The sequence below is a fragment of the Chromobacterium haemolyticum genome, from assembly GCF_002081825.1.
Lineage (GTDB): Bacteria > Pseudomonadota > Gammaproteobacteria > Burkholderiales > Chromobacteriaceae > Chromobacterium > Chromobacterium fluminis.
The window spans coordinates 43310-55456 of sequence record NZ_MUKU01000009.1; the positions used below are offsets into that span (position 1 = coordinate 43310).

13 protein-coding genes are annotated in these 12147 nt (G+C 62.0%); 4 read left to right on the forward strand and 9 right to left on the reverse strand.

What is annotated here, in order from left to right:
- Positions 1 to 59: 59 nt before the first annotated feature.
- Genes B0T39_RS08560 through fur form a run of 3 tightly spaced genes read right to left on the reverse strand, consistent with a single transcriptional unit; the run spans position 60 to position 1907 of the window.
- Positions 60 to 797, reverse strand: coding sequence for an arginyltransferase (locus B0T39_RS08560; RefSeq protein WP_081545708.1), 738 nt, complete (start codon positions 795 to 797; stop codon positions 60 to 62).
- Complete coding sequence (gene aat, locus B0T39_RS08565) at positions 784 to 1485, reverse strand: leucyl/phenylalanyl-tRNA--protein transferase (protein WP_081545709.1); 702 nt, start codon at positions 1483 to 1485, stop codon at positions 784 to 786. Before aat ends, B0T39_RS08560 begins: the two co-directional genes overlap by 14 nt.
- Positions 1482 to 1907, reverse strand: coding sequence for a ferric iron uptake transcriptional regulator (gene fur, locus B0T39_RS08570; protein ID WP_048409204.1), 426 nt, complete (start codon positions 1905 to 1907; stop codon positions 1482 to 1484). The genes aat and fur overlap by 4 nt, the downstream gene beginning before the upstream one ends.
- 93 nt (positions 1908 to 2000) lie before the next feature.
- Here fur and B0T39_RS08575 point away from each other — a divergent pair, with 93 nt between their 5' ends.
- The 4 genes from B0T39_RS08575 to B0T39_RS08590 are packed head-to-tail and all read left to right on the forward strand — an operon-like array spanning position 2001 to position 4975.
- Positions 2001 to 2384 (forward strand): outer membrane protein assembly factor BamE, encoded by a 384-nt coding sequence (locus B0T39_RS08575; protein WP_081545710.1) that lies wholly within the window; start codon positions 2001 to 2003, stop codon positions 2382 to 2384.
- Positions 2381 to 3193, forward strand: coding sequence for a 4-hydroxy-tetrahydrodipicolinate reductase (dapB, locus tag B0T39_RS08580; RefSeq protein WP_081545711.1), 813 nt, complete (start codon positions 2381 to 2383; stop codon positions 3191 to 3193). Before B0T39_RS08575 ends, dapB begins: the two co-directional genes overlap by 4 nt.
- Before the next feature lie 35 nt (positions 3194 to 3228).
- On the forward strand, positions 3229 to 4203 hold the full coding sequence (locus tag B0T39_RS08585) for a FecCD family ABC transporter permease (RefSeq protein WP_081545712.1): 975 nt from the start codon (positions 3229 to 3231) through the stop codon (positions 4201 to 4203).
- Positions 4196 to 4975 carry an ABC transporter ATP-binding protein gene (locus B0T39_RS08590; protein ID WP_081545713.1) on the forward strand — a complete coding sequence of 260 codons (780 nt, stop codon included), beginning with the start codon at positions 4196 to 4198 and terminating at the stop codon, positions 4973 to 4975. Before B0T39_RS08585 ends, B0T39_RS08590 begins: the two co-directional genes overlap by 8 nt.
- A 4-nt stretch (positions 4976 to 4979) precedes the next feature.
- On the opposite strand, the gene folE is transcribed toward B0T39_RS08590, so the two are convergent.
- The 6 genes from folE to B0T39_RS08620 all read right to left on the reverse strand — a co-directional run bounded on the left by folE (position 4980) and on the right by B0T39_RS08620 (position 12140).
- A complete protein-coding gene (folE, locus tag B0T39_RS08595) occupies positions 4980 to 5618 on the reverse strand; it encodes a GTP cyclohydrolase I FolE (RefSeq protein ID WP_081545714.1) in 639 nt (212 codons plus the stop codon).
- Between the two features lie 223 nt (positions 5619 to 5841).
- A complete protein-coding gene (locus tag B0T39_RS08600; RefSeq protein ID WP_081545716.1) occupies positions 5842 to 7356 on the reverse strand; it encodes a SpoVR family protein in 1515 nt (504 codons plus the stop codon).
- Between the two features lie 161 nt (positions 7357 to 7517).
- Entirely contained in the window at positions 7518 to 8801 is a 1284-nt protein-coding gene (locus B0T39_RS08605) for a YeaH/YhbH family protein (protein ID WP_019100827.1), read from the reverse strand.
- Between the two features lie 150 nt (positions 8802 to 8951).
- Positions 8952 to 10880 carry a PrkA family serine protein kinase gene (locus B0T39_RS08610; protein ID WP_081545718.1) on the reverse strand — a complete coding sequence of 643 codons (1929 nt, stop codon included), beginning with the start codon at positions 10878 to 10880 and terminating at the stop codon, positions 8952 to 8954.
- Between the two features lie 398 nt (positions 10881 to 11278).
- Positions 11279 to 11596: a PilZ domain-containing protein gene (locus tag B0T39_RS08615; RefSeq protein WP_081545720.1), complete on the reverse strand. Its 318-nt coding sequence runs from the start codon at positions 11594 to 11596 to the stop codon at positions 11279 to 11281.
- Positions 11583 to 12140, reverse strand: coding sequence for an NUDIX domain-containing protein (locus B0T39_RS08620; protein ID WP_081545910.1), 558 nt, complete (start codon positions 12138 to 12140; stop codon positions 11583 to 11585). The genes B0T39_RS08615 and B0T39_RS08620 overlap by 14 nt, the downstream gene beginning before the upstream one ends.
- Positions 12141 to 12147 lie beyond the last annotated feature (7 nt).

The following is a 12147-nucleotide window of genomic DNA, read 5'->3' on the forward strand; positions in this document are numbered from 1 at the left end:
CGGACCGCGTCAGCAATGAAAAAGCCGGCGCTCACGCCGGCTTTTTCATTGGGTGCCGCTCACTCGTCCCGCGGCCTGGACAACTCTACCCAGCGCCCATCCATCAAAGCCTGCAAGGGCTGATACATCGCCTTGTAGGACATCTTTTGGCATTCGCGTATCCAATAGCCCAGATATAAGTGCGGCAGCCCCAGCCGCTGCGTCAGCTCCGCCTGCCACAAGACATTGAACACGCCCAGGCTGGACTTGGCGTCGTCCGGATCGTAGAAGGTGTACACCGCGGACAGGCCATCGGACAGGCGATCGATCAGGCTGACCATCTTCAACTCGCCCTCCAGGCGAAACTCCGCCAGCATGCTGTCCACTCCGCTTTTCAGAATGAACTCCGAGTACTGCTGCGGATCGTCGTCCGACATGCCGCCGCCGGCGTGCCGCGACTGTTGATACCAGCGGTACAAGGCATAGTGCTCGGCGTTGAACTCCAACGGCAGCAGGCGCACCTGCATCGCCTCCAGCCGACGCGCCACCTTGCGCTGGGTACGACTGGGCGCGAAGCGCTCCACCGGAATCCGCACCGGCACGCAGGCCTGGCAACTGTCGCAATAAGGCCGGTAGGTATACAGGCCGCTGCGGCGAAAGCCCAGCTTCACCAGTTGGCTGTAGACCTCGCCATCGATCGCCTCCGCCGGGATCGCCACTTGCGAGCGCGCCTGACGCCCCGCCAGATAGCTGCACGGATAGGGCGCGGTGGCGTAGAAATGGATGGCCACTGTCGGGCCGGGATCACGATGGCTCATTGGTATACCGGTAGTTCCACATCGCGGCGGGCTGCGCCCGTCGGGCATTCTCTTTCAGAGTAGCAAGAAATGTCTGACGCGAAACCAACTTGGCGCCCAAGCTTTGCAAATGACGGGTGTGCATCTGGCAATCTATCATCGTCACCCCCTGCGCGCGCAGATGGCGCACCATGTGGATGAAGGCCAGTTTGGACGCGTTGCTGCAACGGGAAAACATGGATTCACCGTAGAACATCAGACCCAGACCAATGCCGTACAGGCCGCCGGCCAGTTCGCCGTCTATCCAGGTCTCGAAGGAGTGCGCGTAACCCAAGCGGTGCAGACGGCAATACGCGTCCACCATCTCCGGAACGATCCAAGTGCCCTGCTGCTGGGTTCTGGGTTCGGCGCAGGCCGACATCACCTCGCGAAACGCAGTGTCCACGCGGATTTCATAGGACTGGTTGCGCAGCACTTTGTCCATGGAACGGCTGACTTTCAGCTCGTCCGGACACAGCACCATGCGCGGCGCCGGCGACCACCACAAGATAGGCTCGCCTTCGGAAAACCAGGGAAAGATGCCTTGGGAGTAAGCAGCCAGGATGCGCTGCGGGGATAAATCGCCTCCAGCGGCCAGCAAACCGTTGGGTTCGCGCAGAGCCAGCCGCACCGGAGGGAAAACCGGCTCAGGACCGAGCCAGGGAATCATGCCTTTTTGGCGTTGAGGCAGTCCGGGCACTCGCCGTACATGTACAGCGCGTGATCGACGATGCGGAAGCCGTGTTGCTCGGCGATGCGGTCTTGCAGCGCTTCGATCTCAGGATCGAAGAACTCGACCACCTTGCCGCAGCTGACGCACACCATATGATCATGATGGCCGCCCTGGTTCAGCTCGTATACCGCTTTGCCGGTTTCAAAATGGTGGCGCACCAAAATGCCCGCTTGCTCGAACTGCGTCAGCACACGGTAAATGGTGGCAAGGCCGATGTCGATATTTTCCGCAAGCAGCTTGCGATAGACATCTTCCGCCGACATGTGACCAGCGTTCTCCTCTTCGAACAAATCGAGGATTTTCAGACGCGGGCCGGTGGCCTTGAGGCCGATATCTTTAAGGTGACTGGCTTTGCTCATCGTGATATAAAGTGGGTCGATTTCAGATCATGATAAAGCCTTTTCACGGCTTTGCCTAATTACCGCCTTATAACTATTCGGTCACGGAGTATCATGCGCGCCCTGATTTTTGCCGCCGTCATTGCCCTCTCCGGCTGCAGTTCGATGAACCCCCTGAACTGGCTCAGCCCGCACAAGATGGAAATCCAGCAGGGCAATTATGTCACAGAGGATGCCGTCGCCAAACTTAAACCGGGCATGACCCGCTCGCAAGTGCGTTTCCTGTTGGGTTCTCCGCTACTGGCTGACGCGTTTCACGCTAATCGCTGGGATTACACCTATAGCGACATCAAGCAGGGCAAGCTGGACAAAAACAGCAATCGCCTGCTAACCGTCTACTTCAACGGCGACGTGCTGGAGCGCGTGGAAGGCCAGGCGCAACCGGCCGAACGCCCGCCGCTGACCGCCTCCGCGCCGGCTCAGGAAGTCAAGCCATGAGCGCCACCCCGCTAAAACTGGTGATCGTCGGCGCCGGCGGCCGCATGGGCAAGACCCTGATAGAAGCGGCGCTGGCCGCGCCTGGCGTGGCGCTGCACGCCGCGGTGGACCGCCCCGGTTCGGAATTCATCGGCCAGGACGCCGGGCTGTTCATTGGCCAGCACACCGGCGTCAAGATTAGCGGCGACTTCCTCCTGGCGCTGGAAGGCGCCGATGCCGTCATCGACTTCACCCGCCCGGAAGGCACGCTGGAACACCTGGCCGCCTGCGCCGAGCGCGGCGTGCGGATGATCATCGGCACCACCGGCTTCGACGAGGCCGGCAAGGCGGCGATCCGCGCCGCCGGCGACAAGATCGGCATCGTGTTCGCCGCCAATTTCAGCGTGGGCGTCAACCTTACCTTCAAGCTGCTGGACATGGCGGCGCGGGTGCTGAACGACGGTTACGACATCGAAATCATCGAAGCCCACCACCGCCATAAAGTGGACGCGCCGTCCGGCACCGCCCTGCGCATGGGCGAGGTGATCGCCGACGCGCTGGGCCGCGACCTGAACGAATGCGCCGTCTACGGCCGCGAAGGCGTGACCGGCGAACGCGATCCGCAAACCATAGGCTTCGCCACCGTGCGCGGCGGCGACGTGGTCGGCGACCACACCGCCTTGTTCGCCGCCATCGGCGAGCGCGTCGAAATCAGCCACAAGGCCTCCAGCCGCGCCACCTTCGCCAATGGTGCGGTGCGCGCCGCGCGCTGGCTGGCCGGCAAACCGCACGGCCTGTTCGATATGCAGGACGTGCTGGGCCTGCGCTGAGCACCGGCGAGGAGCCCTCTCCCCGCCTCCTTCCCATGCGCCTTCTCCCCCTGACTCTGGGCCTCTCCATCGGCCTGATCCTGCTCTCCTTGGTTTCATTGCTGCACGGCAGCGGCATTGACGCGGCCCTTCTGCTGGCCGGCCATCCGCCGCCGGAACTGGAATGGCAGCTGCTGCTGGAATTGCGTCTGCCGCGCCTGCTGGCCAGCGCCAGCGCCGGCGCCTTGCTGGCCAGCGCCGGCGCGGCGGTGCAAGCGCGTTTCCGCAATCCACTGGCCGAGCCCGGCCTGATCGGCATCAATAGCGGCGCGGCGCTGGCCGCCGCCGCCGCGCTGAGCCTGGGCGCCGGCCTCTACGCGGTGTCCGCGTCCGCCTTCGCCGGCGGCCTGTCTTCCTTATTGCTGATCCGCCTGCTGGGCCAGACTCAACAAGGCGGCAGCCGGCTGATCCTCAGCGGTCTCGCCATCAGCTCCTTGCTGGGCAGCCTGCTGACCTTGCTGATCACCACCCTGCCCGACGGCTCCTTGCGCGTGGTGATTTTCTGGCTGATGGGCAGCTTCGCCAGCGTGGACTGGCCGCAAACCGTCTTGCTGTGCGCGGCCGCGCCGCTGGTTTGGCTGGCGCTGCACCGGCAATGGCGCTTTCTCAACGCGCTGCAATTGGGCGAGACCGCCGCCTTTCACCTGGGTTTCGAAGTCCGCCGCCGCGAATGGCAGGTGGTGGTTCTAGCCGCTCTGGCCGCCGGCTTGGTGGTGTCCGCCTGCGGCATGATAGGCTTTATCGGCCTGATGGGCCCGCACCTGGCTCGCCAGCTGGTGGGCGGCAACGCGCGCCGGCTGCTGTGGATTGCGCCCATGCTGGGCGCGCTGCTGGCCATCGCCTCCGACTGGCTGGCGCGCAGCCTGCTGGCGCCCAGCGAGCTGCCGGTGGGCGTGATCACCAGCCTGATAGGCGCGCCGTTCTTCCTGTGGCTGCTGCGGCAAAGCGCGGAAAAGGACAGCCATGCTTGAAGCGCGCGCCGTCAGCCTCTCCCGCCAGGGCCGCCTCTTGGTGGAGTCGGTGTCCCTGCGCGTGGCGCCGGGCGAACTCAATATAGTGCTAGGCCCCAACGGGGCCGGCAAAAGCAGCTTGCTGGGCATGCTGGCCGGCTTGTACCCCCCCAGCGCCGGCGAGGTGTGGATGGCCGGCCGGCCGCTGCGCGGCCAATCCGCCGCGGAACTGGCCCGCCAACGCGCGGTGGTGGAGCAAAATCCGTTGACGCCGGCCGGCTGGAGCACGTTGGAGCTGATCCAGTCCGGCGCCTATCTGCTAGGCGATGCCGCCGATGCCTGCCGCCGGGCGATGGAACTGAGCTGTACCGAGGAACTGGCGCAACGCCAGGCTCGCACGCTGTCCGGCGGCGAACAGCAACGCGCTCACCTGGCGCGCGCGCTGTGCCAGTTACTGGCTTCTGCGGACGCGGAACGCTATCTACTGCTGGACGAACCCACCGCCGCGCTGGACTTCGCGATGGCGGACGCGCTGCTGGCGCAAGTGGCCCGCATCTGCCGCGAACTGAATATCGGCGCGCTGGCGGTGGTGCACGATCTGAACCTGGCACTGCGCCACGCCGACAATGTGCTGCTGTTGAACGAAGGACGCGCCGCAGGCTTCGGGCCCACGGCGGAGATCATGCAGCGGGAAACACTGGAAGCGGTTTACGGCGTGCGGCTGGCGGAGCTGAGCAGCCAGGAACATGCCTTGCGGGCGTTCGTGCCCTTGCCCCACCCGCACCCAGACTAAACGCTCAGCGGTGCGAGGCCTGCTTGCACTCGCTGAGAAAACGCGTGCGGTCGGCCTCGCTCACTTCTCCGGCGAAGCCCTGAGTGATCACGGCCTCCGCGCCGCGCCGGTTTTCCCCCAGCTGCAAGCACATCTGCTTGGCTTGGATCACACAGGCCGCGCCCTTGGCCATGCCGTGCCGCACCAAAACGTCTGCCACCTCCTGGCAAATCCATTCCTGGTAATTCAAACGATGCGAGATCACGTCGATCAAGCGCGCGATGCGGCCGAAGCCGTGCAGCCGCCCGCCCGGAATGTAGGCGACGTGGGCAATGCCCTCGAACGGCACCAGATGATGCGGGCACAGACTGTGGATGGAGATATTGCTGATGATGACCATCTCGCGGGAGTTGTCTTCAAAGCCGCAGCCCAGCACCTCGCTGGGATCGGCGGCGTAGCCGTCCAGCAGGCGGTCGCGCCAGAACGCGCTGACCCGCTCCGCGGTCCTGCCCAGATGCGGATCGCCTTGCGGCTGAAAGCCGCAGGCGGTCAGCAAATCAGTCACCGCGCGCTCAAACGCCTCTTTGTCGAACGGCCGCAACCGCTCCACGCCCACCTTGGGTTCGCGCTCCGGCGCTGGATGATCGCAATGCTGATGGTCCATATCGTCTCCCTTGTGACCGCTGATTCAACGTCCGCTGTGCGCCGGCGGCGCATGGCGCGACGAAAGCCGGCTCGCAAATTTGAGCCGGCTCTTGGCGGCGGCTTGCAATCGAAATAGGAATTCGAGAGCGGCCGGGAGGGAAAGTTGCATCCGCCGGCGGCATGAAAAACCCGGGGCGGCGACGCCGGCCCCGGGTTTGCGACTATATCACAGGCCGCCGCCGCTACACGCGCGCGCCTTCCATATTGGATTTCATCTCGTAACTCTGCTTGACCTCGCCATTGCCGTCCACGCTCTCCAGCCTCACGTCGAAGCCCCACAACCGGCACACGTGCTTGAGCACTTCGTTGGCGCTATTGTCGTCCAGCGGCCGCCGGTTGTGCATGGTGTGGCGCAACACCATGCTGCGGTCGCCGCGCACATTGACCGACCACACCTGGATATTGGGCTCGCGCGAGCCCAAGTTGTACTGCTCGGCCAGCTTGCCGCGAATGTCTCGATAGCCCATCTCGTCGTGGATGGCAGACACTTCCAGCTTGTCGTCGTGGTCGTCGTCGCGGATGGAGAACAGGCGGAAATCACGAATCAGCTTGGGCGACAGATACTGCGAGATAAAGCTCTCGTCCTTGAAGTTCTTCATCGCGAACTCCAGGGACTCGCGCCACGGTGTGCCGGCCAGGTCCGGGAACCAGGCGCGGTCCTCGTCGGTGGGGGCCTCGCAGATGCGCTTGATGTCCTGATACATGGAAAAGCCCAGCGCGTACGGGTTGATGCCGTTGTACCAACGCGCCGTCACCGGCGGCTGATACACCACATTGGTGTGGCTCTGCAAAAACTCCATCATGAAACCATCGGTGACCATGCCTTTGTCGTACAGACGATTGAGGATGGTGTAGTGCCAGAACGTGGCCCAACCCTCGTTCATCACCTGAGTCTGACGCTGCGGGTAGAAATACTGCGCCACCTTGCGCACGATGCGCACCACCTCGCGCTGCCAGGGCTCCAGCAGCGGCGCGGATTTTTCGATGAAGTAGAGCAGGTTTTCCTGCGGCTCCGGCGGAAAGCGCGGCGGCGCCTTGTCGCTGCCGTCCTTGTCGCGCTTGGGAATAGTGCGCCACAGGTCGTTGACCTGCATTTGCAGGTATTGCTCGCGCTCTTCCTGGCGCGCCTGCTCCTTGGCCAGCGACAGCTTCTGCGGCCGTTTGTAGCGGTCCACGCCGTAATTCATCAGTGCGTGACAGCTGTCCAGCAGGTCCTCCACCGCGTCTATGCCGTAGCGCTCCTCGCACTTGGTGATATAGCTCTTGGCGAACACCAGATAGTCGATGATGGCCGAGGCGTCGGTCCAGGCCCGGAACAGGTAGTTGCCCTTGAAAAAGCTGTTGTGGCCGTAAGCAGCGTGGGCGATCACCAGGGCCTGCATCGTCATGGAGTTTTCTTCCATCAGATAGGCGATGCAGGGGTTGGAATTGATCACGATCTCGTAAGCCAGGCCCATCTGGCCGCGCTTATAGCTTTTCTCGGTGGCGACGAAATGCTTGCCGTAGCTCCAGTGGTGATAATTGACCGGCATGCCCACCGAGGCGTAGGCGTCCATCATCTGCTCGGCGGTGATGACTTCCAGCTGATTGGGATAGACATCCAGCTTGAACTCGTCCACCGCGATGGTGCGTATTTGCCGGTCGTACTCGTTGACCAGGTCAAAGGTCCATTCGGACCCGGTAGAAATTGGTGTCATGTTGCTGCCCCCTTGGCAAGACCGCTCAGAACCTGTTTACGATCTGCTGCGCGTCGTGAAGCGTTACACGGTGAGTACAAGCTCAAAATGCTCATGTACCACGTGTGCATTCCGCTTTTTCGCTCGTTTCCGCCTTGTCTCGCGAGATCATAAACACGTTCTCAGGCGGTGGCGGCGCGGCCATTGGCCGGCTGACGCTTGAACAGTTCCCGGAATACCGGGTAGATGTCGGAAGCCGAACGAATTTTCTGCATCGCGAACTGGCGGTTGCGTTCCTGCACCTTCAAGTATTCGTACCAGAGATTTTGCGGCTCTCCTTCGGTAATCTCGATATAGGCGAAGTACTGGCAGTAAGGCAGCAGGTCTTCCTCCATGATGCGGCCGCAGTTGGCGGAATCGCTGTCCCAGTTATCGCCGTCGGACGCCTGAGCGGCGTAGATATTCCACTCGCTGCCGGCGTAGCGCTTCTTGACGATCTCCGCCATCAGGTTGAGCGCCGAGGACACCACGGTGCCGCCGGATTCGCGCGAGTGGAAGAAGTCCTCCTCGCTCACCTCCACCGCACTGGTGTGATGGCGAATGAACACCACCTCGATCTTTTCGTAATTGCGCTGCAGGAACAGGTAAAGCAGGATGAAGAAGCGCTTGGCCATATCCTTCTTCTGCTCGTCCATGGAGCCGGACACGTCCATGATGCAGAACATCACCGCCTGGCTGGTGGGCTTGGGCTGCTTGACTCGGTTGTTGTAGCGCAGGTCGAACGGGTCTATCCACGGAATGCTGGCGATGCGCTCGCGCAGCCGGTGGATGCTTTGCCGTTTTTCGCGGATTTCCAGGGTGTTGTCCTCGTCATCCTCCATCAGGGTGTCGAGTTCCTCCTCCGCGTCGCCCAGCGTGGCCATCGTCGGCGCGGCCATCGCCACCCGCCGCGCCAGCGCGCCGCGCAGCGAACGCACGATATTGATGTTGGCCGGCGTGCCGTCGTTGGTGTAACCAGCGCGCACCGTCTTCATCTCCTCAATGCCCATCAGCTGGGTCTTGATCAGATTGGGCAGCGCCAAGTCGTCGAAGAACACGTTCATGAACTCTTCGCGCGACAGCTGGAATACGAAATCGTCCTCGCCCTCGCCGTCCTGGCTGGCCTTGCTGCCGCCGCCTCCCCCGCCGCCTTGCGGCCGCGGCAAGCGGTCGCCTTTGACGAACTCCTCATTGCCCGGGTGCACGTTTTCCGTCATGCCACCCTTGCCGTGATGAAACACGGGTTCGGAAATATCCTTTACCGGAATCGAGACCTTCTCCCCGCTCTCGATATCGGTAATGCTGCGCCCCTTGACCGCCTTGGCGACGGCTTCCTTGATTTGGGCCTTGAAACGGCGCAGAAACCGTTCGCGGTTGACCGCGGACTTGTTCTTGCCGTTGAGGCGCCGATCGATGATGTGGGACATAAGCACCTCGCTTTGCCTGTGCCGGCGGCGGCCGCGCGCTGGCGGCCATCGCCTGGCTTGCTGTTGTTATATTATTCACCGCCCGGCGGCGACAGCGGCCGCTTGGGCGATTTCCGGCGCCGCCCCAGGCGGCGCCGGATCAGCGATGGCTTACGAGGACTTGCGCACTCGCAGATACCATTCGCACAACAGACGCACTTGCTTGGCGGTGTAGCCTTTCTCCACCATGCGGTTGACGAAGTCCTCGTGCTTCTTCGCATCCTCGGCGCTGGCCTTGGCGTTGAAGGAGATCACCGGCAGCAGCTCCTCGGTGTTGGAGAACATCTTCTTCTCTATGACCGTGCGCAGCTTCTCGTAGCTGGTCCAGGTGGGATTCTTGCCGCCGTTGTTGGCCCGCGCCCGCAACACGAAGTTGACGATCTCGTTGCGGAAGTCTTTGGGGTTGGAAATCCCGGCCGGTTTCTCTATCTTCTCCAGCTCCGCGTTCAAGGAGGTTCGGTCGAAGATCTCGCCGGTGTCCTGATCGCGGTACTCCTGATCCTGAATCCAGAAGTCCGCGAAGCTGACGTAGCGGTCGAAGATGTTCTGGCCGTACTCGGAGTAGCTTTCCAGATAAGCGGTTTGAATCTCCTTGCCAATGAACTCCACATACTTGGGCGCCAGGTACTCCTTCAGGAAGGTCAGATACTTCTGTTCGATTTCCGCCGGAAACTGCTCGCGCTCCACCTGCTGCTCAATCACGTACAAGAGATGCACCGGGTTGGCGGCCACTTCGCTGTGATCGAAGTTGAACACCTTGGACAGAATCTTGTAGGCGAAGCGCGTGGACAAGCCGCTCATGCCCTCGTCCACCCCCGCGTAATCGCGGTATTCCTGGATGGATTTGGCCTTGGGATCCGTATCCTTCAGATTGTCCCCGTCGTACACCTGCATCTTGCTGAACAGGCTGGAGTTTTCCGGCTCTTTCAGCCGCGACAACACCGCGAACTGCGACATCATCTTCAGCGTGCCCGGCGCGCACGGCGCGCGGCCCAGCGAAGAATTGCGGATCAGCTTGTCGTAGATCTTGATCTCGTCCGACACGCGCAGGCAATACGGCACCTTGACGATGTAGATACGATCCAAGAAGGCCTCGTTGTTCTTGTTGTTGCGGAACTGCTTCCACTCGGATTCGTTGGAGTGGGCCAGGATCACGCCTTCAAACGGAATCGCGCCAAAGCCCTCGGTCCCCTTGAAGTTGCCCTCCTGGGTGGCAGTCAGCAGCGGGTGCAAGACCTTGATCGGCGCCTTGAACATCTCCACGAATTCCAGCAAACCCTGGTTGGCCAGGCACAAGCCGCCGGAGTAGCTGTAAGCGTCCGGATCGTCCTGCGCGTATTTCTCCAGCTTGCGGATATCCACCTTGCCCACCAGGGACGAAATATCCTGGTTGTTCTCGTCGCCCGGCTCGGTCTTGGCCACCGCGATCTGCTTGAGCACCGACGGATAGCGTTTGACCACGCGGAACTGGCCGATGTCGCCGTTGAACTCATGCAGCCGCTTCACCGCCCACGGGCTGGGGATGCTCTTCAGATAACGGCGCGGGATGCCGTATTCCTCTTCCAGCAGCGCCCCGTCTTCGTCGTAGTTGAACAGCGCCAGCGGAGACTCGTTGACCGGGCTGCCTTTCAGGCAATAGAACGGCACCAGCTCCATCAGCTCTTTCAGCTTCTCGGCGATGGACGATTTGCCGCCGCCCACAGGGCCCAGCAAATAGAGGATCTGCTTCTTCTCTTCCAGGCCTTGCGCGGCGTGGCGGAAGTAGGACACCACCTGTTCGATCACCTCCTCGGTGCCGTAGAAGTCACGGAACGCGGGATAGACCTTGATGACTTTGTTGGAAAAGATGCGGGACAGACGCGAATCGTGCCGAGTGTCCACCAGTTCCGGCTCGCCTATGGCGGCCAGCATGCGCTCTGCGGCGGTGGCGTAAGCGCCGGGGTCTTTCTTGCAGAGCTCCAGGTACTCCTGGATGGTGTACTCCTCCTCACGAGTCTTGTCGTAACGAGCAGCGTAGTGACTGAAGATATCCGGGTGCATGGCTCTCTCCTGGCAGGTAGCAGAGGCGCAAACGACATGCACGCGGCATCCGCTGCTCCCCTTGCTGAATTAGAGTATTCACATTGTTTCCGGCTTTCTTTTTCTGGGTATAGCATAACGCACAGCTTGGCAGGGCAAAACCGCGCCTGCACACAAAATATGAGATCGTGAGCCAGATTCAATACAAGTATTTGAAATGGATGGTGAATTCCGCCAGCTTTTTTTTGTAACGGGAGACGAGCGGCGTGTAAGCGGGAGTAAACGGAAATCGGCCCAAAAAAAAGGCCTTGATAATCAAACGTTTCTTGCGCGGCCATCGGAAGATTTAGACCAAGCCGCCGGACAAATAAAAAGAAGGGAATATAAAGCATGCGCCGCGCCGGCGCGGACGGCGGCGATCAGCCTTTGCGCTGCACGATGCGCACGCCGATTTCATAGATGCGACCGCGCTGCACCTCGTTGCAGCGCTTCACCTCCACCACCGCCTCCAAGGGCTTGCCCGGCATGCCGCCCACGCCCGGGGCCAACACGATCACGGACAGACGCTCGCCAAACTGCGGCACAAAGGACGAGCGCAAGGCCATGCCGTCCACCGACAGATCCACGCACTCGCCGTAATGGGTTTCGCCGCTGATCAAAGAACGGATGCGGGCCTTGCAGCCCATGCTGATGCGGCGCCCGCGCCGTCGATCCCGGTAAGGATCAAACGGCGACACCCGGCATCCTCCCGGCCTGATGCGCCGCCAGCCAGTGCAGCCCCACGATGGACTTGCTGTCGCATATCTGCCCGCTCAGCGTCATCTCCATCGCCTGGGCCACCGGCACCGTCAGCACCTCCAGGAATTCGCCCTCGTCCAGCCGGCTGCCCTGCTGGCTCAGCCCTTCCGCCAGGTAATAGCTGATGCGCTCGTTGGAATAGCCAATGCACGGATAAGCGGTGCCCAGATACGTCCAGCGCTCCGCCGCGTAGCCGGTTTCCTCCAAGAGCTCCCGTCTTGCCGTGGCCGCCGGGACCTCGTCCGGATCTATCTTGCCGGCCGGAATCTCCACAAACTCGCGGCCGGCCGGGTAACGGTACTGGCGCTCCAGCACCAGCTTGCCGTCCGGCGTCAGCGCCAGCACCGCCACCGCGCCGGGGTGCAGAATGTACTCGCGCGTGGACGCCGCTCCGTCCGGCAGCGCCACCTCGTCTTTATGAACCTTGAGAAAACCGCCCTGATACACCAGCTCCGACGACAACTGCTTTTCAACCAGATCCACAATCACC